The organism is Hymenobacter sp. DG25B (assembly GCF_000801315.1).
GTDB lineage: Bacteria > Bacteroidota > Bacteroidia > Cytophagales > Hymenobacteraceae > Hymenobacter.
Genome location: NZ_CP010054.1, coordinates 2,393,156 through 2,415,303, shown reverse-complemented (window position 1 = coordinate 2,415,303; position 22,148 = coordinate 2,393,156). Strand labels below are relative to the sequence as shown.

Below are 22,148 nucleotides of genomic sequence, written 5' to 3'. Positions count from 1 at the left end.
ACGCCCGGCTTCATCACCATGTATATCTGCCGCCAAACCCTGCGGCGGGCCGTGGTGCAGCACTTCAACAAGCAGTACGGCTTTGGGGTGGAAACCATTCCCCAGCTGGCCGATGCCCTCGATGGTAAAAAGCGCCCGGAATACAGCCAGCACTTCAACCAGCTCACCGTCTGCGACCCCGCCGTGGGCTCCGGCCACTTCCTGGTTTCGGCCCTCAACGAGCTGCTGGCCATCAAGAGCGAATTATCCTTGCTCCTCGACGACGAAGGCCGTCGCCTCCGCTACTCCCTCGTCGTGGCCCGCGACGAGCTGGTGGTGAAAGACGAAGAAGACCAGCTGGTGCAGTACCGCGCCACCCTGGCCCCCAATGGCACCCGCACCGTGCCCCCGGAGCACACCCGCCTGCAAAGCGCCCTGTTCCGCGAAAAGCGCCACCTCATGGAGCACGCCCTGTTCGGCGTCGACCTCAACCCCAACTCCGTGCGCATCTGCCGCCTGCGCCTCTGGATTGAGCTGCTCAAGCACGCCTACTACCGCCCCGATACCCACTTCCAGGAGCTGGAAACCCTGCCCAACCTCGACCTCAACATCAAGCCCGGCAACTCTCTGCTCAGCCGCTTCCCCCTCGATGCCGACCTCTCCGAGGTGTTCAAACAGGGCAAGTTCTCCCTCAAAGCCTACCGCGAAACCGTCCACGCATACTTCAACAGCCGCGGCCGCGAGGCCAAGGATACCCTCCAAGACCACCTCCGGCAGATAAAGCAGCAGTTCACGGCCGTGCTGCACAAAAAAGACAAAAAGCGCGAAGACCTGCGCCGCTACCGGGGCCAGCACGCCGCCCTCGAAACCCAGCACTTCCTCATCCCTGAAACCGCCAAGCAATTGGAGGCGCGCCATTTTGAGATGCGCCGCCTGGAGCTCCTCGCCGACCAGCTGGAAAAGGAAATTACCGCCTACGAGCAGGGCGCCCTCTTCCGCGAGGCCTTTGAGTGGCGCTTCGAGTTTCCCGAGATTCTCGATGAGAAAGGCCAGTTCCGCGGCTTCGATGTGGTAATTGGCAACCCGCCCTATATCCGGCAGGAGGAGCTGGCACCCACCGCTAAAAAACACCTGAAAGACCATTATGAAACCGGTTCCAGCGGCGCCGACCTCTACATCTACTTCATGGAATTGGGAGCCAGGCTGCTGGCCCCCGGAGGCGAACTATCCTTCATCACCTCCAATAAGTGGCTGAACACCGGCTTTGGCGAACCACTACGGCGCTGGCTCCCTGTTTCTCACACCTTAGTTGAGTTCACTGATTTTGGTGACCTGTATGTGTTTCCGCAGGTCAAAGCCTATCCTGCTATACTTTCTTTCAAACGACAGCGCCCAGCCGAAGACACGGTTTTTCGCACCGCTTTAATTCCTTCGCTGCCTGAGTATTCACTTGAAGAGCTGGTAGATGAGCACGCCCGCTTGGTACTGCAAAGTACCCTCCTCGAAACGGGTTGGAGCCTGTCGGAAGCACCCAAGCAAAAGCAGGTTGATGCATTGCTAGCGGCCGGGGTTCCCTTAAAGGAATATGTGAAGGGTAAAATTTTCTATGGCATAAAGACAGGGCTTAATGAAGCCTTTGTGCTGGATGCCTCGACGTGTGAACAGCTTATTGCAGAAGACCCCGCTTCCGAGGAAATATTGAAGCCCTTTCTGGCAGGCCGAGACCTGAAGCGTTACCAGATGCCCAATAGCAAAACGTACTTGATTATGCTGCCCACTGGTTGGACACGGCGTCAGTTGGGTTGGCAGAAGGACAAGCGTGGAATCTATAATGTACCCCCGGTTACACCTGCACACGCAAACCCTTGGGAAGCACTAGAAGCCCGATACCCGGCTATTGCTAGGCATTTGTTACCCTTTGAAGCCGCCGCCTCTAAACGCACCGACAAAGGGCATTACTGGTGGGAGTTGCGCTCTTGCGACTACTACAACGAGTTTGAAAATCCGAAAATTATCATCCGCACTTTTGCTACAAGTGCACCCTATACCTATGATGTAAACGGAACATACTCAAACGATAAAACAACCATAATTCCCACAGATGACCTTTATCTTCTAGGTGTTCTTAACTCTTCTATCACCGACTCTTATTTCAAATCGATTGGAGCCAAATTGAAAGACGCTTTTTTCGAATACAAGCCTAAATATATTTCCCAACTTCCCATCCCCACCGCCACGCCCGAGCAGCAAGTCGAAATAGCGGCCTTGGTGGAGCAGGTGCTGGCCGCCAAAGCCACCCAGCCCACCGCCGATACCCTCGCTCTGGAACAGCAAATCGATACCCTGGTAGCCCGCCTCTACGGTCTCACCGAAGCCGAGCAGCAGCTCCTCACCGCGTAAAGCCACCCACTATTCCCCGGCAACTTATTTGTAAAAACACTTCCCGCTGGGTTATCTCAGAAAAGCCCGAAAAGCCCGACGTAACCGTTGGGCTTTTTTATTCACCAGGATAAGGCGTGTCCCAGGTTGTATCTTGGGTTCCTATCGTTACCCGTTGGTCCAGCTCATGGCCGTTACCTATTTACTGCAATCCGCCCTGCTCGATGTGCAGCTTGATGAGGAGCACGCCTGGCTCTACATGGCCTGGAAAGGCCCCCTTGCTATGGCCCCCGTGCAGGCAGCGTGTGCGCAGGTGCTGGGCTTTATTCAGCAAACCGGCGTCCGGAAAGTCCTTAATGATAACACGCTGGTTACCCAATCCAGCTGGGAATTGGCCCGGTGGGTAGCCGAGAACTACCTGCCCCGGGCGGCGCACCTGGGTATCGAAAGTGTTGCCTGGGTGCAAAGCGCCGATATCTTCAGCCGGGCCTATATCAACACTATAGAAGCAGCGGCCGGCCCGTTGCCGCAGCTGGCTCTTTTTGAGGATGTGGCCTCTGCTTATGAGTGGCTCCGCCTGCCCACTATTCCACTGCCATCTTAAGCCCTTTCCGCTTCCTCCAGCCGAAAACCTGAGTCATTCAGTTTTGGCCGAAGGGGCGGTTAAGATTACTTTCATCGGCAGGAGGGAGCTATAAAAGCATTTACCCCTTACGTCGCACCTTTTGCAACCAGTCTTGAGCCTCCGCCAGGCTGATAAACACGCGCATCTCCACCTGTTCACTAATAGCCCTGTACAAGACGTCTGCCGAAAGGGAAGTCGGGGATTCCGCCCGAATGACCTGGGCATAGTGCGTCAGCCCGGCGGCCAAAGCGCGTGGCAGCCACTGCGCCACCACCCACTCCACGGCATAGTCCCAGTGCTCAACCGTGTGCCGATTGTCATTGAGCAGCAAGGAGCAGGAATGTTTCCGCAGCAGCTTTAAGCCGGCCTCGCTGCCGGCCATGACACTGGCCAGGTCTTGCGGGCCTATCCAGTTATTATACACCCAGTTATTCACGGTATCATATTCCGTGGTCATATGTACCCTGCCCGCCGCGTTGAATAATTTTTTTTGCATAAAAGAGAGGATATAGCAGAGGATATAGTTAAGTAAATAAAGGGTATTATGGCTTAAGCTTCCCTTCCAGCACTGCAACATTTCCTAAACAGGAAATACAAACCCTGGTAGAGCAGGTGCTGGCCGCCAAAGCCACCCAGCCCACCGCCGATACCACCACTCTGGAACAGCAAATCGATACCCTGGTAGCCCGCCTCTACGGCCTCACCGAGGCCGCGCGGCAACTCCTCACCACCTAACCTGGAGGCAGGCAAAGCACATCAGCCCGTATGCTTTACCTGTCACCCATGTGCCTACCCTTTATCTTAGTGCCCGTATACCCTATTTTTCCCTGTCATTTATGCCCCAGGCTCCTGACCACACGGCTCCCAGTGATTCCCTGGCGGCAGAAAACCTAGCTTTGCGCGAGGAAATCCGCCAGCTCCGCGAACAACAGCTCACGGCTACCCAGCACCAGGCGCACCACGACCGGTATGAGCAAAGCCAGGCCCGCTTCCGCACCGTCTTTGAGAATTCCCCCCTGGGGCAGAAAATCATTACCCCCGACCTGACCATCCGCCAGGTCAACCAGGCCGTGGTGGCCATGCTCGGCTTCACCAACCCCCAGGAGCTTATTGGCCGCAAAATCCGGGAGTTTTCCCACCCGCAGTACAGCGCAGACTGGCAGCACTTACAGCAGCAGCTGTGGCAGCATAAGATGCCCCACTTCACGCTGGAAACCTGTATGATCCGGGCCGATGGCACCAGCTTCTGGTGCCAGGTCACCTCGGTGCTCTTCCCCGATGAGGGTGGGGAGCTGGGCTATACCATTCTGGAAGATGTTTCCGGGCGCAAAGGCCTGGAAGCTTCCCTCAAGCGGGTGTATGATGCGCAGGAAACCATTCTGCAGCTGGCCACCCACGACATCAAGAATCCCATTGCGCAGATTGAGCTATTGGCCGACCTGCTTCAGCGGGAGCTTATCAGCCGCAACGGGGAGGCGCCCCCACCCCCGGAAATGGTGCATTACCTGTCCCTTATCCAGCATGCCTGTACCCATGCGAATACCTTGCTGGAGGATATTCTCTACATCGGCGACCTGGACGAGCACGGCCTGCAGAAGAACCCCACCGACCTGAACGCCTACCTGACCCAGCACCTGGCGGTACACCGCCTGGCCGCCCAGGAAAAAGGTGTGGCCCTGGCCCTGGACCTGCCGGACGAACCCCAATATGCGCCCATCCAGCCGGAGAAGTTTGGTCGGGTGCTGGACAATCTGCTCAGCAATGCCATTAAGTTCACGCCGGCCGGGGGTAAAATCACCATCGGCCTGCGGGAAGAAGGCGGGAAGGCGCGCATCACCGTCCAGGATACCGGCATTGGCATCCCCGGCAAGCTGCACGCCAACCTCTTCGAAAAGTTTAACCCCACCCGCCGCGCCGGCCTGCAGGGAGAAGTCACCACCGGCCTGGGCCTGTTCATTGCCCGGCAGATTGTGGAGCTGCACGGCGGCCATATCTGGCTGGAGAGCAAGGAGAAAGATGGTACCACCTTCTTTGTCGAACTCCCTTAGCCAGCCTTGCCTTATCTTTACGACCAGCAGGGGCGGCCTTTTGGGCTTCCCCAACTGCATCTGCCGCCCAAGTCCCGCTTTTCATGCTCAAGCTTTCCAGTGTGCTGCTCGTCGACGACGACCCGCTCACCAATGACCTCAATGAACGCCTGCTCCAGCAGCTCGGCGTCGCCGACCAATACCTGGCCGCTACCGATGGCGTGGCTGCTTTTGCCGCCCTGGAGCAACTCAGCCAGCAGGCCAACCCAACCAGTCCGGTGCTGGTACTGCTCGACGTGAAAATGCCCGGCATGGATGGGTTGGCCTTTGTTGAAGCCTACCAGCAGCTGCCCCCGGCCCAGCAGCAGGCTGTGGTCATCGTCATGCACACTTCCTCCATGAGCTCCGTGGACCTGGGGCGCATCGAGGCCCTGCCCATTGCCGGCCTGGTCAGCAAGCCCCTCACCGAGGAGAAAGTCGATACCATTCTCAAGCTGCACTATCAGCGCCAGTTTCCGGCCCGCTAGCCTTCGGCACTCCAGCTGGCACTGGTACCTATATGCAGCCAAGGCCCTTGGCCTGGCGTTTACGACCACGATTCCTGCCTCTTAGGGAAAGGCGCGTTGGCGTTTAATGCCTATAAGGAATGCATGCCGGATTGATTCGGCCCGCAAAAGCACCAAACCTCAGCCCTTGAAATAGACGCTGAATATACTACCCACGCCGGGCTGGCTTTCCACGGCAATGCGGCCTCCGCTGTTCTCCACCATTCTCTTCACCATGTAAAGGCCCACGCCCGAGCCATCCACGTGCGCGTGCAAGCGCTGAAACAAGCCGAAGAGTTGCGCCTGCTGGGCTGCGCTTAGCCCCAGGCCGTTGTCTTCCACCTCCAGCACGCAGCCCCCGTTTTCCATTCGGCTGCGTACCTCCACGCGCGGGGGCAGGCCGGGGCGCTGGTACTTGATGGCGTTGCTGAGCAGGTTGTAGATAATGCTGCGCAGGTTGCTTTCCGGGAAGGCTACCGCCGGGCACGCGGCCACATCCACCTCCACCTGCGCGCCCGTCGCGGTGATGGGCAGCGCCAGGTCCAGCAGCACGTCCCGCACCACCTCCGCCAAACTCACCGGAACAGGGGGAACGCCCAGGGCAGGGGCTAGGCGGGTAATGGCGGCCAGGTGGCCCAGGGTACGCTGGAACCGCTCCACCGAATCGTGCATCAGCTCCAGAATACGGGCCGCTGGGCCCGCCTGGCATTCGTCCGGCAACTCTTCGCGCAAGACGCCCAGCAGCCCTTCCAGGTTGGTAATAGGGTTTTGCAGGTCATGCGAGGCCGTGTAGACGAAAGTATCCAGCTCAGTGTTGGCGAAGGTGAGGTGCTGGTTGCTGTCACCCAACTGGTCGTTGGCGTCCACGAGTAGTACATTGGCGTCCCCCAGCTGGGCGTTGGCGGCGTAGAGCTTTTCGTTTACTGCCGCCAGCTGCTGGTTTAAGGCCAACAGCTGCTGCCGGTTGTCGGCCAGCACTTGCCGGGCCAGCACCTGGGCCGTCACGTCGTAAGCGAAGACCAGGATGCCATCGATGCAACCGGCCGCGTTCTGGGTAGCCTGGTAGATGTAGTTGAAATATCCCATCTGCAGCTGGCCCGTGTTGGTGCGGTCCAGGGCGGCGGGCTCATCGGTGCCGTGGTAGGTGACACCCGTGCGGTACACGGCTTCCAGCCGCTCCCCAAACAGTTGGCCCGCCAGTTCAGGCAGCGCCTCCCGAAAGGGCTGGCCCATCAGGGTGCGGTTTCCAAGCAGGTGTTGAAACGCCTCGTTAACCAGCTGAAAGCGGTGCTCCGGGCCGGAAAGAACGGCAATCAGGGCGGGGGCCTCGGCTACCAGCCGGTGCAGGCGCTGGCGCTGTGCCTCCGCCTCGCGCCGGGCCGCCTCCACTTCCTCCACGGCGCTGGACACGGTTTCTACCAGTCCATCGTTGGTAAGCATCAGCTCGTCGTTGAGCTGGCGCACGGCCGCCTCGGCCCGGCGCAGCTCCGCTGCCTGCAGGCAAATTTCCTCGTTGGTGGCCCGCAGCTGCTCGTTGGCGACCGAGAGCCGCTCATTGGCCAGGGCCAGTTCCAGGTTAGTGACGCTCAACTCGTGGTTGCTCACCGTCAGCTCTTCGTTGGTCACGTCCAGCTCCTCGTTGGTGATGGAGAGTTTCTCGTTGGCCACGGCCAGCTGCTGACGGGTACGGGCGGCGTACTCTTCATGGGTTTCCACCCACTGGCGAGCCAGCACATGGGCACTTACATCGTAGGCAAACAGCAATAGTCCGGTCACTGTGCCGTCGGCATTCCGCACGGCCTGGCCAATGAACGTGAAATGCACGGGATTATGTCCGGCGCGGCCGTGGTAAGCTACTTCCTGAAGGCCGTAACAAGTGCGCCCGTTGGCATATGCCTCGTCCAGCAGGCTGAAAAAGGGCTGACTGGTCAACTCTGGCAAGGCCGCCCGCAGCGGTAGGCCCACCAGGGGCCGGTTGCCGAACAGTCCGCGAAACCGCTGATTGGTCACGGTAACCATATGGTCAGGACCGGCCAGACTGGCTAGGCAAGCCGGGGAATCCCGCACCAGATCCAACAATTGACGCGCCCCGGCACTATTCGCCTCATCCGGCTCGCGGCCAACCAAAGAAGCGGCCGGTGGAGTGGGGTGGGGGGTGTTGTTGTCAAACTGCTCTATATCAGGCATTTTTGCTGGGGATACCAGTAAGGTACAGCTTTATTCGGGGCAAACCGGCTATTCTGGTGGCGTACAGACTACCCTTCTTTCTTTTTCTGGAACTGCAGGTCACCGCTTAGTGCCTCCTGCTTGAGAATGGAGTCATGCACCACGCGGGCCTGGTGGCCGGTTTCGTCCGCTTTGCGGAAAAATAACGCGGCTACAGCCGGTTGTTTTTCCTGCTCAAAGTGCTGCCCCAGGTTCAGCAGCAGCAGCTTGGTTTCCTCCAGCCCGCGCATGGATTGGTAGAGCAGGCTTTCCACTGATTGGGTAACCTCGCTCAGCAGTGCGCTGATGGTGTAGGCGTGGCCCGTATGGCAGCGGTAGCGAATCAGCTTGCCCTCGATGAGCTGGGTGAGCGCCCCGTGGCAGTCGGGGCAGGTGAAGGACGTAAGCTCCCCCTTGTCGATGATACCCAGCTCAAAAGCGTTGTTTTGCTTGGCAATGGTAAACTCGATTTTGAGAAGGTCCAGCTGGGCGGCCGGCAGCCGCGTTTTGGCCGGGGCCAGCTCCAGGGTCAGGCGCACCAGCAGCGCGCTTATCTCCGCCAGTGGCACAATGTGGTCGGCCTGAACAAATTGCAGCGCATTTTCCGGCATGGCCGGCTGTTGCGCATCATGCGGATCCTGCACCACGGCCAGCCCGCCCATGCGCTGCACGCTCCACAGGCCCGAGGTACCATCGTCGAGGTAGCCCGTGAGCACCACGCCAATCACGCGGGGGCCATACATGTAGGCGGCCGAGCGAAACAGCGCGTCGATAGAGGGCCGGAAGCGGTTTTCCTTCGGGCCCCGCGTCACCAGCACCCGGTCGTTTTCTACCAGTAAATGGTGGTCGGGCATGGCCACGTAAATCACCCCAGGTACCATGATTTCCCCATTCTCGGGGTGTTTTGCAAGCAGTGGCCCTGCTGCACTGAGCAGTTGCGGCAGAATGCTGGGCGAGTCGGGCCCCACGTGCTGCACCACGAAAATAGGAGCCGGAAAATCGGCTGGCAGGGTTTTCACCAAATTCAGCAGGGCCGTAACGCCGCCCGCCGAAGCACCAATCACTACAATATCCCGGCGGTGTTTCCGGTGGTCTTTTGTTCTGGAAAGGGCCATATCTGTTACGGTTGGAGCCCAATTGGCTCACGGTGAGGTTTAGTATTGCCCAAAAATCATCGGTAATAATGCCGCATGTAAACCTGCGCAGTGCATAGCCCTGTCTAGGCTATGCCCCCTGAGGCAGCCGTCGGGGAGGGGCAGTGCATCTTTTCATGTATACGGACAAGGTCCCGCATACGGTCCGGCTTTTCTTCTTCCCGTTCATTGTTCGCTTACCTCCGTATATCCCTATTGCCGGGTTCGCGTGGACGGCCGCCCGGCTTGCCTTCCGCCCCCGGAGGCCCCTCCACCGCCTCAGCGCGGCCGTCGGCCCTTTTCGCCCGCAGTCTGCGCCGCTGCTTTCCTGGCTCCTGTTTTCCCCTGGCGCATCCGGCGCCGCTATGTCAAATTCCCCCCTCGGCACTCCCACCCCCCTTAACATTGCTCCGGGCTCTCCCGGGCAGGTGCAGCCAAACCAAGAGCTGGCCACGGTTATCGACCTCCTGCAGACTACCAACCAAGATTTGCTCACCAGCAATGCCGACCTGCATGCGCACATCCAGCACCTGGAAGGCCAGGTCTTGGCATCAACCCGGTTTGCTCAGGCAGCCCAGGCCGAGGCCGACCATCAGCGGGCCAGCCTCGTACGCTTCCTGAGCCAGACCCGGGCCGCCGTGTGTATCCTGCGCGGGCCTACTCACCAGCTCGATTACGGCAACCCCGCTTTTCAGCAGCTTTTCCCCGACCACCCCATGCCCCTCGGCCGTTCTGTGGCCGACTGGCACCCCGAGGCCGAAGCCCTGGGCCTAGTGGCAGAGCTCGACGGCGTGTACCGCTCCGGTATCTCGTACTTCGGCGTGGAAACGCCTCTAACCCTGGTACCGCCCGCGGGGCAGGCCGCCCGCACCCAGTACTTCACGTTTTCCTGCGACGCCTACCAGGAGCAGGGCCACACGGTCGGCGTCTCTCTCTTCGCCTATAACGTCACCGAGGCGGTGCTGGCCCGCCGCCTCAACGAAACCCTGCAGGCCGACGCGCTGGCCGCTACCCAACGGCAGCTGAACGAGCGCGAAGCCTTTCACCAGGTGTTTGAGCAAACGCCCGCTCTGCTCACCCTGTTGCGGGGTCCCGACCACCGGTTTGAGTACTGCAATGCAGCCCAGGAACGGGTGTTTCCGGGACGCCAGCTCCTGGGCCAACCCCTGGCGGAAGTGCTACCCGACGCCGCCACGCCAGACTTTGTGGCCCTGCTCGACCGGGTGTACGCCACCGGCGAGCCGCAAGTAGGGGTCGAAGTGCCCGCCGACCTCGCCCAGCCCAATGGCCTGCCCCCCAGGCGCCATTACTTTAACTTCACGTACCACCGGTTTGAGGAAGCCGGCCAGCCGGCGGGCATTGCCGTGTTTGGCACCGATGTGACCGAGCAAGTGGCCGCCCGAAAGCAACTGGCCCAGGCCAACGCCGAACTGACCGCCGCCAACAGCCAGCTCACGCGCACCAACGCCGACCTCGACACCTTTGTCTATACCGCCAGCCACGACCTGAAGGCCCCCATCAGCAACCTCGAAGGGCTGCTACACGCGCTAGGCGAAGAACTGCCCGCCTCCGTCAAGCAGTCCGACCACGTGCAGCCCCTGCTTGCGCGTATGCAACAGGCTGTCGACCGCTTCCAGCTTACTATTGCCCAACTCACCGATGTGTCCCGGCTTCAGCGGGGCCAAACCCAGCCCCGGAAGCCGTGGACCTGGCTGCGTTAGTGGCTGAAATCCGCATCGACTTGGCCGCCTCATTGATTGCGGCGGATGGCTGCCTCACTCTGGATATCACCACCTGCCCTAGCATTTCCTTCGCCCCCCAAAACCTGCGCAGCATTGTCTACAACCTGCTTAGCAACGCCATTAAGTACCAGCGCCCCGGCTGCCCGCCCGAAGTACGACTGCATTGCCGCAGTACCAAATCCACCATTGTACTCGAGGTGCAGGACAATGGCTTAGGTCTCAATGAGGTTCAGCAGGGCCAGCTCTTTGGCCTGTTCCGCCGCCTCCACGACCACGTGGATGGCTCCGGAATCGGCCTCTACATGGTCAAGCGCATGGTCGAAAATGCCGGCGGCAATATCGCGGTGAGAAGCGAGATAGGAGTAGGCTCAACTTTCATTATCACGCTGCCGGCAGGAGCAACAGCTGAATAAAGTCTTCCTTTCCTGTTATTGCTACGCGTCTTATGAATAAGCTTTCCACTGTGCTACTGGTTGACGATGATGAAACCAGCAATTTTCTCCACCAGCGGCTGTTGCATCGTTTGAACATAGCCGACCAGGTGTTGGTAGCCCTAAACGGTGAGCAAGCCTTGGAAATGCTGGCCCAACGCGGCACCTTGTTCAGCCCGGTCCGCCCCGCCCTGGTGCTGCTCGACCTCAACATGCCCGTGATGGGTGGCATTGAGTTTCTGGATGCCTTCCAGGCCATGCCCCTGTTGCAGCAACAGGCCGTTGTCATCGTAGTGCTCACCACCTCCATGAACCCTCGCGACCTGAGCCACGTCAATTCTCTCCCCATCGCCGGACTAATTAGTAAGCCCCTGACCAAGGAAAAATTGAGTGCGTTACTGGAAGTGCACTTTCCATATCTCATCCCGGTCAGCTAACCGTCCTTACTTTCCCAAACCCACCTGAACGGCCTAAGGAAAAGGCCAGGCTAAAAGCTGGTATTAAGAGGGAAATATTATGGGTAAATGACTTCAAAAAATTAGCTGCGCCTCCCGCATCAGGCTTTACGGCGTCACTACTCGGGCCTGGACCTATTCATTGCCCGGCAGATTGTGGAGTGGCACGGCGGCCACATCTGGCTGCAAAGCCGGCAGCAGGAAGGCACTACCTTCATTATCGAACTCCCTTGGCCGGCCTTTTTTCATGTTGCAACCTAAAGCGTAGAACCCTTTTGGTTGCGCCAGCCTCTCCGGGTACCACAAACGCTCTATTCATACCTCCTCCATGCCGAGGCTGCCCATAGCTGGCCTGGTCAACCAGCCCCTCACCAAGGCGAAAGTCGATACCATTCTCAACCTGCACTATCAGCGCCAGTTCCCGGCCCGCTAGCCTCGTGTTTCGCTTCACGCTGACTTGGCAGGCAAAGGCCCACCTGCTTGCCTACGCTTCTGCTTATAAATAACCAGGAGGGTGCGCCGCTGTTGATTATCCCTAGGCCTGCTCTTGGTAAACGCTAAAAACACCAAAACCAGCAGCCCGCTGGGGTCGTTGTCTTTAATGTTTTTAGCGTTTTTGCCGCCCGCTAAGGGCAGCAGTCCGTCCCCTGAGACAGCCGGCCATGGTACTCCCTTCTTTCTTTTCGCTGCTAACCGCAGCGTCCCGCCACCTTCTACTATGGCCCAGCGCATCCTTCACCAGGTTCCTTCCCTAACGATTGCCTACGATTACACCGATGACTGTCTCTACCTGGACTGGCAAGGCAACCTCACCGATGAGGAAGTGATGCACGGGGCCCTGAAGCTGCTGGAACTCCTCCGGCAGGAACGCTGCACCAAAGTGCTGAACGATAACACCCACCTGACGGGTCTGTGGGCGGAGGCAGCCCGCTGGGGCGGGGAGGTGTTTTTTCCTCAGCTCCACGAGGCGGGTTGCCACTACTTTGCCTGGGTGCACTCCCCGAGCGCTACAGCCAGCTTTCGGCGCAGCTAGCCATTCAGCATACCTCGGCCGGCATTGTTTTCATGACCTTCCAAAGCCTGCTAACCGCTGCCGAATGGTTACGCCTCCAGCCGTAGACTACCCCAGACGGAACGAACCCACACGTTGCTAGGTTAGATGAGATACCTTTACCAAGGTACCTTTGCCGCTGCTCCCGGATTACCGCGCAGCTTCCTGTTTCATCATTCTTATGACTCAAACCATTACGGAAACAGGCCGCCTTTCCGCCCTGCAGCGTTACAACATCCTGGATACGCCCGTCGATGGCACCTTTGAACGCATGACCGCTATGGCGGCTAAGGTCTTCAACATGCCCATTGCCATCATCAGCCTCGTCGATGAAGACCGGATCTGGTTTAAATCCCGTCACGGGCTGGAGGCTAACCAGATTGACCGCAACCCGGGCCTGTGCGCCTCCGCTATTCTTTCCGATGAGGTGTATATCGTAGAGGATGCCCGCCGCGACCCGCGCACTTTGGCTAACCCCTTAGTAGCCGGGGAATTTGGGTTACAGTTTTACGCCGCCGCCCCGCTCATTACCCACGATGGCCACAAGCTGGGTACCTTCTGCATTATTGATCGGAAGCCGCGCTACCTCACCGAAGCCCAGAAGCTAATCCTTCAGGATATGGCGGCTATTGTCATGGATGAAATGGAGCTACGGCTGGCAGCGCTGACCTCCCTGGCGGAGAATGCCCGTCAGACGGCCGAGGCCCTCCGCCGCGTAGCCGAGCTGGAAAAGCAGCTGGCCACCAAATCCTAAGAGCCGGCGGTTAGCTAATTACTGACGAATTAGGCCGCCGGTACCTGTTTTAACCAAGCCACCGCGGCTGCCTCATTGTCGAACAGGCGGTATGTCAAAGCTGCAGCCTGGGCCTCCTGCATCACCTGATTGACGGAAAGGCGCGCAAATTCATCTTCGGGCAGAATAACGGCGCCATACACCGCCTGCCCTTGATTCTGGTGCGCCAGCCAGTATTCCACAATCCACTGGCTTTCTTCCGGCGTGTAGGGCGACATCAGGCGCTGGTCACCCAGCAGCCGATTCCAGCCATGTAACCGTAAGAGTTGCCCGGTATGCCGTAAAAAGGCCTGCAGGCAGTCTAATGCCCGTTCACCGGCATGGTACTGGATGACCGCATACTCATCCGGATGCTCCATAATCCGGCCAACCGGATTCTCAAAATACACACGGGAAGGTAAGGGCATATTGGGGTGGCAGGGGGAAAGCGGCGCGAGGCTACTACGGTAGCGCTAGAATTTAGTTTTGCCCTCTCGGCTAAGAGTTTCCAGGCCACTACCTTGCCTTTCACCCCAATTGCTACCATTCACTACGGCCCCCTTCAACAGGAGCAAGACGGCACACGCCTTAATGGCCATGGTAAAGGGCAACCGCAAAATGAAGAGTAGATCCATTTGGATATTTTTTAGTTAATAAATTTAGAAATTAGGGAGTAAACGGTGACTAGTTTGCCTGTGATTATTGCCCTCCCTATGGATACTTCCTACTTGCTGTCCCAAATAGAGTTCCAAGGTTCCGCCCTGGATGAAGCGCTGTATATGGTCGATGGTAGCCGGCAAAGTCCGCTGGAGCTGGCCCGTGCTTTTCTGTTCTCGCACCTGGCCCAGGAGTCTGCCCTATCGCGCGGAAGAAATCCTGGCGCTATTGGCGCCTTCTCCCCACAATCACCAAAGCTGAGAAGCACAACAGGTCCTTGTTCTGGAGGGCCTGGCTATTCTCCGGCATCTCTGGCAGGGTACCCTGGTTTCTCGCTAGTTAATCTCCAGCCAGCTACTTCCTGGTAAAGTTAGTTTTCCTTCGCACCCGCTTGGTATACAGGTGCATCCGGAAGCCTACCCGCCAGTCGCTTCTGTTTGTTCACCGGTGCTGATGCGCAGCCGCTTCTGATTGAAGTGAGCCAGCAGGTACACAACGGACCGGCCCAGGGCATCCATATTCTCCGTGCGGTGAATAAATTGGATAGTCATAAAGTGAGGCGTGTATTGGGGCGTGAATAGGGGATTACATAGCGCGGATAAGGGATTTGACCTAAACGCAAAAAAACCGGAAACCCGCTTCTGTTGCCAGATATGCGGACTTCCGGGTTTTCCGGGATTAAATTGTTGAGCCTCCTGCCGGGATCGAACCAGCGACCTACTGATTACAAGTCAGTTGCTCTACCAGCTGAGCTAAGGAGGCCTGAATGGTGGGACAAACCTACGCCATTCGCTGCAAAGGGCCAAATATTGGGTTGAAATTTCCCTGACAAATTATCTTGGTCGCGCATAAAGTGTTTGCTGATGCGCGTTTCATTGGTAGCCCTTCAGTGACTGAAAATGCAACTATGCCAGCCGGAGATTCACAATCCAAAGAAAATCCGGCGTTTAGTAGGAGGGAGGCCAGCTTGTCCCGGCAGATTCGTTGCTTTGTGGCTTGGCAGCGGTAAGCTTCCTCTTCCCGCTGTTTCTCCATTTCTTTACATTTCGCCGTTGATGAATAACTCAGAAATTATTGCTAAAACCGCTGCATTCATCCGGGGAAAATTCCTGAACGAAGGTTCCGGCCACGATTGGGAGCATATTCGCCGGGTATGGCAAACGGCCGCAACCCTGGCGCAGCATACACCGGCCGCACAGGTAGAAGTAGTAGAGCTGGGCGCCTTGCTGCACGATGTAGCCGACTGGAAATTCCACGGCGGTGATGAGGAGGCCGGGCCCCGTGCGGCGCGGCAGTGGCTGGCCAGCCTGCAGGCCGAGGAAGCCACCATCCAGCAGGTAGAGGCCATCATCCGGGAAATCAGCTTCAAGGGCCTGGGGGTGCCCACACCCATGAGCACGCTGGAAGGGGAACTGGTGCAGGATGCCGACCGCCTCGATGCCATTGGCGCCATTGGCGTGGCCCGCGCCTTCACCTACGGCGGCCACAAGGGCCGCCCCCTGCATGACCCCGCCGTGCCCCCCGTGTCGCATGACTCCTTCGAGAGTTATAAAAAGAACACGGCGCCTACCATCAACCATTTCTACGAGAAGCTGCTGCACCTGCGCGAGCGGCTCCACACGCCGGCCGCGCGGGCGGTGGCCGAAGAGCGTCATGCCTTTATGGAACAGTTTCTGGCCCAATTCCTGCGCGAGTGGGAGAGTGCCGATGTAGGCCCGGCCGCTATACAGGCTTCCGAATAGAATCGTACATTTGACCAATGACCACTCGTATTGTTGTGCTTCGGCTCCTGGTGCCACTGTTTGTGCTGCTGGGCGCCAGTTCCTGCCGCACGTGCCCCATGTTATCGTGCCATACCCGTAAGGTGCACTACCATAATGGAGCCCGTTACCGCGGCCAGCCTATCTGGAAAAAACAGAACCCCGCTATTGGTGAAAAAATTAAGGTGCACCAGCAGCAAAAGGGTAAGAATAAAGCGGATAAAAGCAAGTCGAAAACCTAGCAGAGCTAGGCAATAAGGCCGTTTTTTTTGTATCTTGCAGGCTTAATACTGTAACCACCAACTAGCCACCAGCCCGCAGGGTTTGATTGGCTTTTCCGACCTCTTATGGCAGAAGCAGAAGGCGAGAAAATCATCCCAATTAACATTGAAGATGAAATGCGCGGCGCCTACATCGACTACTCGATGTCGGTTATTATCTCCCGGGCTCTACCCGATGTGCGCGACGGCCTGAAACCTGTGCATCGGCGCGTGCTCTACGGCATGAGCGAGCTGGGCGTCTCCTACAACAAATCCTATAAGAAAAGTGCCCGTATCGTGGGTGAAGTGCTGGGTAAGTACCACCCGCACGGCGACTCCTCCGTGTACGATACCATGGTGCGCATGGCCCAAGACTGGAGCCTGCGCTACCCGCTGGTAGACGGCCAGGGTAACTTTGGCTCCGTAGACGGCGACTCGCCGGCGGCCATGCGTTACACCGAAGCCCGCCTGAAGCGTTTGGCCGATGAGCTGCTCAGCGACCTGGACAAAGAAACGGTTGACTTTCAGCCCAACTTTGACGACTCCCTGGAGGAGCCTTCCGTATTCCCGGCCAAGTTCCCCAACCTGCTGGTAAACGGCACCTCCGGCATTGCCGTGGGTATGGCCACCAACATGGCGCCGCACAACCTCACGGAGGTAGTGAGCGGCATCATTGCCTACCTGGATAACACCGAAATTACCATTGCCGAGCTGATGGAGCACATTGTGGCTCCCGACTTCCCTACGGGTGGTACCATCTATGGCTACGAAGGCGTACGGCAGGCATTCGAAACCGGCCGCGGCCGCGTGGTAGTGCGGGCTAAAGCCAGCGTAGAGGTGCAGCCCTCCGGCCGGGAGCAAATCGTGATAACCGAAATTCCCTACATGGTGAATAAGGCGTCCATGATTGAGAAAACGGCGGCGCTCATCAACGAAAAGAAAATTGAAGGCATTTCCGACCTGCGCGACGAGTCTGACCGCGACGGTATGCGCATTGTGTATGAGCTGAAGCGGGACGCCATGCCCAACGTGGTGCTCAACAACTTGTATAAGTACACGCAGCTGCAGTCTTCCTTTGGGGTAAACAACGTAGCGCTGGTGAAAGGCCGGCCGCTCACGCTCAACCTGAAGGACCTTATTGTATACTTCGTAGAGCACCGCGCCGAGGTGGTTATTCGCCGTACACGCTATGAGCTGGCCGAAGCCCAAAAGCGCGCCCACATCCTGGAAGGTCTGCTGATTGCGCTTGACCACCTGGACGAGGTAATTGCCCTGATTCGCGGCTCCCGCGACCCGGAAGTGGCTCGGGGAGAGTTGATTGAACGCTTTAAGTTAAGCGAAGTACAGGCCCGCGCTATCCTGGATATGCGTCTGCAGCGCCTTACCGGCCTGGAGCGCGACAAAATTGTGAAGGAGTATGATGAGCTGATGCGGCTGATTGACCACCTGAATGCTGTGCTGGCGTCGGATGAGATGCAGCGCCAGATCATCAAGGACGAGTTGATTGATATCCGGGAGCGGTACGGGGATGCCCGCCGCACCACCATTGAGTACGCCGGTGGCGACTTCTCGATGGAGGATATGATTGCCGATGAGAGCATGGTAATTACCATCTCCCGCGAAGGTTATATTAAGCGCACGGCGCTGGACGAGTACCGGGCACAAGGTCGGGGAGGGGTTGGCGCCCGCGGGGCTGCTTCCAAGAACGACGACTTCACCGAGCACCTGTTCGTGGCTACCACCCATGAATACCTCCTGTTCTTTACCGAACTGGGCCGCGTATTCTGGCTGAAAGTATACGAAGTACCAGAAGGAGGGAAGAACACCAAAGGCCGTCCGATTCAGAACCTGATTGAGATTCCGCGCGAAGACTCTGTCCGCTCGGTATTGAACGTGCGCGGCCTGCGCGACCCGGACTACCTGGAAAATACCTTCCTGATGTTCTGCACCGAGCAGGGCACCGTGAAGAAAACCCCGCTGGAAGCTTACTCGCGCCCTCGCACCGCCGGTATCAACGCCATTTCCATTAACGAGGGTGACCGACTGCTGGACGTGCAGCTTACCACGGGCAACAGCGAAGTTATTGTCGCCCTGAATACGGGCCGCGCGGTTCGTTTCCACGAAGGCAAAGTACGCTCCATGGGCCGCAATGCGGCCGGTGTGCGCGGTATCACGCTGGTGGGCCCCGAAGACCGGGTAGTGGGCATGGTCTGCATATCGGACCCCACGCAGGAGCTGCTGGTAGTTTCAGAAAATGGCTACGGCAAGCGCAGCGAGCTGGAAGAGTACCGCATCACCAACCGTGGTGGTAAAGGGGTTCGGGCCATGAAAATCACGGATAAGACGGGTGCGCTGGTTGCCATTAAGGCAGTGAACGACTCCGATGATCTGATGATTATCAACCGTTCCGGCATTACCATTCGTCTGCGGGTGGCAGATCTTCGTACCATTGGCCGGGCCACGCAAGGCGTTCGGCTGCTGAAGATTTCGGATGGCGACGCCATTTCGTCGGTGGCTAAAGTAGAAGCTGAAGACAAAGTAGAGGAGGCCCTGGAGGAAGCTGCCACCGTGGAGGCGGGCGGCACCGATTCAGGAGCCGAATCTGACCTGGGTACGCTCACTGATCCTGATGCGCTTAGCTCCAACTAACCGTAAATTCAAAAGCCCGGGCCTGAACCCGGGCTTTTGTGCTTTCGTTTGTCAAGTAATTCCCAATTCTCTCACTCGTTATTCTTCGACAACCCTATGAAGAAGGTCATTTTAACCTGTCTGGCTGCTTTATCAATGCAAGTGGCTATGGCTCAGAACTCAGCGGTAACGAATGCCGTGCTGTATCAGCGTCAGGGTACGCTGGATAAAGCGCGCACAGAAATCGATAAAGCCGTTCAGAATCCCAAAACTTCGGATAAAGCGAAAACCTGGTATACCCGGGGCGAAGTTTATGATGCTATGGCTGCCAGCCCTATATATGGCAAAACACTGGCACCCGGTGAGGGCGCCAAAATTGCGTTTGAATCGTATCAGAAAGCCATTCAGCTGGATGGTAAAGATGGCGAGTACGGCAAGCTGGCTACCGCCAAAATGGACAACCTTTTTGGTATGGCCCTGAACGCCGGGGTAGAAAGCTACAACGCCCAGAAGTACGATGACGCCATCAACTCGTACAAAATGGCTCAGCAGATTCGTCCGCAGGATACCACGGCGTATTTGTATGCCGCGTATGCCGCCGAAGCCAAGCAGGATTTTGCTTCGGCCAAGGAGAGCTACAACAAGCTGATGGGCATTAACTACAAGTCGCCGCAGATGTACAACCGTTTGCTGCAGATTGCCCGTCAGGAAAAGGACGAGAAAGCGGCCATGGATGTTATCCAGCAGGCTTTGAAAGCGTATCCGAACAACAAAGGCTTTATGCTGGAGGAGCTGAATATGCTGCTCAGCGCCGGCCAGGGCGCGCAGGCCATGGATAAGATTGACAAAGCCATTGTGGCCGACCCAACCAACGCCAACCTGTATGCCGTGAAAGGCTCTATTCTGGACCAGAATAAGCAGCCGGAGCAAGCACTGGCTGCTTATAAGAAAGCCGTAGAGATTGATCCGAATAACTTCGACGCACAGTTCAACCTGGGCGTTTACAATTACAACAAAGCGGCAGACCTGTATACTAAAGCCAGTCGCATGAACCTGGCTACGTATCAGAAGTCGGGCAAGAAGATGGAAGCCGACGGCAAGAAGTATTTCGAGCTGTCGTTGCCATACTTTGAGAAGGCGCTGCAGCTGCAGCCCAATGATCGGGCAGTTATTTCTTCGTTACAGAAGGTGTACGTCCGTCTCAACCGGAATGCCGATGCTGAGCGCATGAACGCCAAATTGGAAGCCCTGAAGAAGTAAGGGGAGGTAAGAAAAGCGGCCCGATGAACAGTCGGGCCGCTTTTACAATATACTACTTAACATAATATAAATTATAAGACAATTAAATTAGGTTTGATTGGGGTATGATTTAGGTTGTTATGGCTGGCACGTACAGATTGGTATCGTATAGTAAGTAGCGTTTGATATATAATGGGATGGCTACTATTTGGTGTTAAGATGGATAGTCTGCTGCTATGAGTAGATAAGATTAGCGGTGACCTCATGTTACAGGCACTCGCTATCCTATTAAGTACTCTGCCCACAAAGTAATAGCAGTGTAGGACACTATTATAAAGGCGCCGCCGCCGCCCAATATCACGCCGCAGAAAGTAGCCGAACTGTCCCAGGAAGCGCTTCAGAACAGAACGAGTATTAAGATATAGCCTGATGGTTCGGCAGCAACTGGCATAAGTCTATGATTACTTTGTAGTGCAGATTCAGCCAAGACCGTTGATCAGGGGCTTTATAGGAATAATCAACCCTTTTCTCTCAGAGGTCCGGGCTTGGTAACTTCAGATTAGGATCCATCAAGTAAAGAACTTACTCTTGAGCATGTCTCCTTTTTAAAGATATAAGGTTAAAAGTCTATTAAAGAAAGGATTCATTCCTGTGCGTTGGCCAGCCATTAAAAGGCTTGGCAGAAAGGAATGCCGCGGCTCTCTCCTTTCGAGCAACATGTGTTTTATCTGTAGTTATGTTAAGTAACCACGTAGCTCTTCAGGTTTTGGTTCGTCTGGTGATTGAAGTCCTGCTTAAAAAATAGCGAAATTTCTAGCCTGGCTGAACGCTTATTTGTATCGGTTACAGCTAAAGGTAGGATCATCAGTGGCTTATACAATGCGTTTATAAGTCATTGAGAGGCCTTCCCTCCTGCCCCGCCCATGACGTCTGGCCCCATACGTTAGTTTGGTAATTATATAATAGTAGAATGAGTAAATGGTTATTTCAAGTTTGGTAAGTAAGTAAAAGCTTATAATAGTATAAAAAAGTTTAATAAAGCATTACTTATCTATACCTTTTTATACTTTATACTACTTTCATATACCATTCTTATTTCCTATTCTTGTATTACTCTTTATTATTCTCTTGTCTTCTATGCCTAAAACCATTGATTATCCACGCACTTCCTATGATAGTGCCTGGGAAGTAGCTGAGATTGTAGATGATACTGGAGGTAAGTGTGCCATTGAAATGGCTGCCCGTAAGCTTAATCGTAAGGTTAGTGGTTCTTTTAAGGCAATTATAGGTTCTGCTGTTAAGTTTGGATTACTTACCAGTAAGCGTGAGATTCTCACTACTACTAATCTCTTCCGCCGAATTAAGCATGCCTATGATAAGCGGGAAGAGAAAATCTATCATCGGGAGGCTTTTCTGCATCCCCCGCTATTCACCCAGATATGCCGAAAGTTCCGAAACCGGGAACTGCCGGTCCATATGCTGGATGTAATGCTCATCCGGGAATTCAATGTAGAGGAAATCAATGCTCAGGGTGTAGCCAAAGCATTCCTGGACGGGGCCCGCATGGTTGACATTCTGGATGAGCGAAACGTGGTGGCAGATATTGACCAGTTGGCAGCCCAGCAGGGGCCACGGCGGGAGTTATCGGCGGGGGAAATGCCTATGAACTTATTTAAGGCTGATACGAGTACTCAGTCCCCCGGCGGTATATCTTCTCCCTCCCTATCTTATACCTCTCCGGCTTCCCTTATCAACAGTTCTATTCCTGGCAATAAGGAACCAGCTGCTTTTGTACCTTCATCTGTAGCAGGTGGGGACGCCATTTCCCAGTTATTCGGTTTAGATATCGAAGACATGGACTTCCAGCAGGTACCGTCTCATACGGAGCGAACTACTCTGAATAATGAAAACACCACGAAGCCCGGCGAAGAATACCCAACCCCGCCAGCACCGGCCCGCGAATTCCAGAGCGCCCCATCTGCGCCGTTAGAACCAAGCGGGCCGCCGGCTTATACAAATGCAAAAGTGGCGGCGCCCCCTGTTGCTGCCCCATCCATAGATTCCGGATTCCGAATCCTGATTTCCGGACCCGGAATCCATACGGAGTTAAGCATTCAGGATGCCGATGACTTACTGATCGTGAACAGTCTGATAGAAAAGATCCGGCGCCAGGTAAGCAGGTAACCGCAAAAAAGATAAGGGCCACCGAAACTAGTGAATAGTTTCGGTGGCCCTTTATTTAACTGATTATCAGAATTAT

Annotated in this window: 21 protein-coding genes and 1 tRNA gene; 16 read left to right on the top strand and 6 right to left on the bottom strand. The window is 56.4% G+C overall.

The features are described 5' to 3' along the window. Positions 1–18: 18 nt before the first annotated feature. Together PK28_RS10270 and PK28_RS10265 are read left to right on the top strand one after the other, a co-directional pair. On the top strand, positions 19–2,379 hold the full coding sequence (locus PK28_RS10270; protein ID WP_502213708.1) for an Eco57I restriction-modification methylase domain-containing protein: 2,361 nt from the start codon (positions 19–21) through the stop codon (positions 2,377–2,379). A 166-nt stretch (positions 2,380–2,545) separates the two neighbouring features. Next, complete coding sequence (locus PK28_RS10265; protein ID WP_044513633.1) at positions 2,546–2,962, top strand: hypothetical protein; 417 nt, start codon at positions 2,546–2,548, stop codon at positions 2,960–2,962. A gap of 100 nt (positions 2,963–3,062) precedes the next feature. Here PK28_RS10265 and PK28_RS10260 read toward each other — a convergent pair whose 3' ends face one another. After that, positions 3,063–3,479 carry a hypothetical protein gene (locus tag PK28_RS10260; protein ID WP_156126341.1) on the bottom strand — a complete coding sequence of 139 codons (417 nt, stop codon included), beginning with the start codon at positions 3,477–3,479 and terminating at the stop codon, positions 3,063–3,065. Positions 3,480–3,595: 116 nt separating this feature from the next. Between PK28_RS10260 and PK28_RS21150 the strand changes: the two genes are divergently transcribed. The 3 genes from PK28_RS21150 (at position 3,596) to PK28_RS10250 (ending at position 5,537) form a co-directional block, all read left to right on the top strand. Next, positions 3,596–3,718, top strand: coding sequence for a hypothetical protein (locus PK28_RS21150; protein WP_262489737.1), 123 nt, complete (start codon positions 3,596–3,598; stop codon positions 3,716–3,718). A gap of 101 nt (positions 3,719–3,819) precedes the next feature. Further along, the gene (locus PK28_RS10255) at positions 3,820–5,031 is read left to right on the top strand and encodes a PAS domain-containing sensor histidine kinase (RefSeq protein WP_044513631.1); all 1,212 of its coding nucleotides are present in this window, start codon (positions 3,820–3,822) and stop codon (positions 5,029–5,031) included. Between the two features lie 83 nt (positions 5,032–5,114). Beyond that, positions 5,115–5,537, top strand: coding sequence for a response regulator (locus PK28_RS10250; protein WP_044513630.1), 423 nt, complete (start codon positions 5,115–5,117; stop codon positions 5,535–5,537). Between the two features lie 159 nt (positions 5,538–5,696). Here PK28_RS10250 and PK28_RS19015 read toward each other — a convergent pair whose 3' ends face one another. Together PK28_RS19015 and PK28_RS10240 are read right to left on the bottom strand one after the other, a co-directional pair. Then, on the bottom strand, positions 5,697–7,742 hold the full coding sequence (locus PK28_RS19015) for a PAS domain-containing sensor histidine kinase (protein ID WP_071885142.1): 2,046 nt from the start codon (positions 7,740–7,742) through the stop codon (positions 5,697–5,699). A 68-nt stretch (positions 7,743–7,810) separates the two neighbouring features. After that, entirely contained in the window at positions 7,811–8,875 is a 1,065-nt protein-coding gene (locus PK28_RS10240) for a chemotaxis protein CheB (RefSeq protein WP_044513629.1), read from the bottom strand. 383 nt (positions 8,876–9,258) lie between these two features. Here PK28_RS10240 and PK28_RS19010 point away from each other — a divergent pair, with 383 nt between their 5' ends. From PK28_RS19010 to PK28_RS10220, 6 genes are all read left to right on the top strand, one after another. Continuing rightward, on the top strand, positions 9,259–10,614 hold the full coding sequence (locus PK28_RS19010) for a PAS domain-containing protein (protein WP_048825859.1): 1,356 nt from the start codon (positions 9,259–9,261) through the stop codon (positions 10,612–10,614). Continuing rightward, positions 10,596–11,048, top strand: coding sequence for a sensor histidine kinase (locus PK28_RS19005; RefSeq protein WP_048825858.1), 453 nt, complete (start codon positions 10,596–10,598; stop codon positions 11,046–11,048). Before PK28_RS19010 ends, PK28_RS19005 begins: the two co-directional genes overlap by 19 nt. Positions 11,049–11,080: 32 nt before the next feature. Continuing rightward, entirely contained in the window at positions 11,081–11,503 is a 423-nt protein-coding gene (locus PK28_RS10230) for a response regulator (protein ID WP_044513628.1), read from the top strand. A gap of 174 nt (positions 11,504–11,677) precedes the next feature. Continuing rightward, positions 11,678–11,782: an ATP-binding protein gene (locus PK28_RS20930; protein ID WP_231576135.1), complete on the top strand. Its 105-nt coding sequence runs from the start codon at positions 11,678–11,680 to the stop codon at positions 11,780–11,782. Positions 11,783–12,239: 457 nt separating this feature from the next. Next, entirely contained in the window at positions 12,240–12,554 is a 315-nt protein-coding gene (locus tag PK28_RS10225) for a hypothetical protein (protein WP_044513627.1), read from the top strand. Positions 12,555–12,753: 199 nt separating this feature from the next. After that, positions 12,754–13,326, top strand: coding sequence for a GAF domain-containing protein (locus PK28_RS10220; RefSeq protein ID WP_044513626.1), 573 nt, complete (start codon positions 12,754–12,756; stop codon positions 13,324–13,326). Positions 13,327–13,355: 29 nt separating this feature from the next. On the opposite strand, the gene PK28_RS10215 is transcribed toward PK28_RS10220, so the two are convergent. The 3 genes from PK28_RS10215 to PK28_RS10210 all read right to left on the bottom strand — a co-directional run bounded on the left by PK28_RS10215 (position 13,356) and on the right by PK28_RS10210 (position 14,763). Beyond that, a complete protein-coding gene (locus PK28_RS10215) occupies positions 13,356–13,772 on the bottom strand; it encodes a hypothetical protein (RefSeq protein ID WP_156126340.1) in 417 nt (138 codons plus the stop codon). Between the two features lie 645 nt (positions 13,773–14,417). Next, positions 14,418–14,552 (bottom strand): hypothetical protein, encoded by a 135-nt coding sequence (locus PK28_RS21145; RefSeq protein ID WP_262489736.1) that lies wholly within the window; start codon positions 14,550–14,552, stop codon positions 14,418–14,420. A gap of 138 nt (positions 14,553–14,690) precedes the next feature. Beyond that, positions 14,691–14,763: transfer RNA gene (locus tag PK28_RS10210), tRNA-Thr, on the bottom strand. Positions 14,764–15,056: 293 nt separating this feature from the next. Here PK28_RS10210 and PK28_RS10205 point away from each other — a divergent pair. From PK28_RS10205 to PK28_RS10185, 5 genes are all read left to right on the top strand, one after another. Further along, complete coding sequence (locus PK28_RS10205; RefSeq protein ID WP_044513624.1) at positions 15,057–15,743, top strand: HD domain-containing protein; 687 nt, start codon at positions 15,057–15,059, stop codon at positions 15,741–15,743. Positions 15,744–15,760: 17 nt separating this feature from the next. Next, positions 15,761–16,003 carry a hypothetical protein gene (locus PK28_RS10200; RefSeq protein ID WP_044513623.1) on the top strand — a complete coding sequence of 81 codons (243 nt, stop codon included), beginning with the start codon at positions 15,761–15,763 and terminating at the stop codon, positions 16,001–16,003. Positions 16,004–16,108: 105 nt separating this feature from the next. Beyond that, the gene (gene gyrA, locus PK28_RS10195; protein WP_044513622.1) at positions 16,109–18,670 is read left to right on the top strand and encodes a DNA gyrase subunit A; all 2,562 of its coding nucleotides are present in this window, start codon (positions 16,109–16,111) and stop codon (positions 18,668–18,670) included. 147 nt (positions 18,671–18,817) lie between these two features. After that, entirely contained in the window at positions 18,818–19,909 is a 1,092-nt protein-coding gene (locus tag PK28_RS10190; protein WP_197070398.1) for a tetratricopeptide repeat protein, read from the top strand. A gap of 1,116 nt (positions 19,910–21,025) precedes the next feature. Then, entirely contained in the window at positions 21,026–22,072 is a 1,047-nt protein-coding gene (locus tag PK28_RS10185) for a hypothetical protein (RefSeq protein WP_044513620.1), read from the top strand. Positions 22,073–22,148 lie beyond the last annotated feature (76 nt).

Bases quoted from the DNA above. Each gene is read 5' to 3' on its own strand.
- PK28_RS19010 (WP_048825859.1), top strand. From the start codon at position 9,259: ATGTCAAATTCCCCCCTCGGCACTCCCACCCCCCTTAACATTGCTCCG.
- PK28_RS10215 (WP_156126340.1), bottom strand. From the start codon at position 13,772: ATGCCCTTACCTTCCCGTGTGTATTTTGAGAATCCGGTTGGCCGGATT.
- PK28_RS10225 (WP_044513627.1), top strand. From the start codon at position 12,240: ATGGCCCAGCGCATCCTTCACCAGGTTCCTTCCCTAACGATTGCCTAC.
- PK28_RS10270 (WP_502213708.1), top strand. From the start codon at position 19: ATGTATATCTGCCGCCAAACCCTGCGGCGGGCCGTGGTGCAGCACTTC.
- gyrA (WP_044513622.1), top strand. From the start codon at position 16,109: ATGGCAGAAGCAGAAGGCGAGAAAATCATCCCAATTAACATTGAAGAT.
- PK28_RS10205 (WP_044513624.1), top strand. From the start codon at position 15,057: ATGAATAACTCAGAAATTATTGCTAAAACCGCTGCATTCATCCGGGGA.
- PK28_RS10185 (WP_044513620.1), top strand. From the start codon at position 21,026: ATGCCTAAAACCATTGATTATCCACGCACTTCCTATGATAGTGCCTGG.
- PK28_RS21145 (WP_262489736.1), bottom strand. From the start codon at position 14,552: ATGACTATCCAATTTATTCACCGCACGGAGAATATGGATGCCCTGGGC.
- PK28_RS10220 (WP_044513626.1), top strand. From the start codon at position 12,754: ATGACTCAAACCATTACGGAAACAGGCCGCCTTTCCGCCCTGCAGCGT.
- PK28_RS10240 (WP_044513629.1), bottom strand. From the start codon at position 8,875: ATGGCCCTTTCCAGAACAAAAGACCACCGGAAACACCGCCGGGATATT.
- PK28_RS10200 (WP_044513623.1), top strand. From the start codon at position 15,761: ATGACCACTCGTATTGTTGTGCTTCGGCTCCTGGTGCCACTGTTTGTG.
- PK28_RS10255 (WP_044513631.1), top strand. From the start codon at position 3,820: ATGCCCCAGGCTCCTGACCACACGGCTCCCAGTGATTCCCTGGCGGCA.
- PK28_RS10250 (WP_044513630.1), top strand. From the start codon at position 5,115: ATGCTCAAGCTTTCCAGTGTGCTGCTCGTCGACGACGACCCGCTCACC.
- PK28_RS10260 (WP_156126341.1), bottom strand. From the start codon at position 3,479: ATGCAAAAAAAATTATTCAACGCGGCGGGCAGGGTACATATGACCACG.
- PK28_RS19015 (WP_071885142.1), bottom strand. From the start codon at position 7,742: ATGCCTGATATAGAGCAGTTTGACAACAACACCCCCCACCCCACTCCA.
- PK28_RS10265 (WP_044513633.1), top strand. From the start codon at position 2,546: ATGGCCGTTACCTATTTACTGCAATCCGCCCTGCTCGATGTGCAGCTT.
- PK28_RS10230 (WP_044513628.1), top strand. From the start codon at position 11,081: ATGAATAAGCTTTCCACTGTGCTACTGGTTGACGATGATGAAACCAGC.
- PK28_RS10190 (WP_197070398.1), top strand. From the start codon at position 18,818: ATGGCTCAGAACTCAGCGGTAACGAATGCCGTGCTGTATCAGCGTCAG.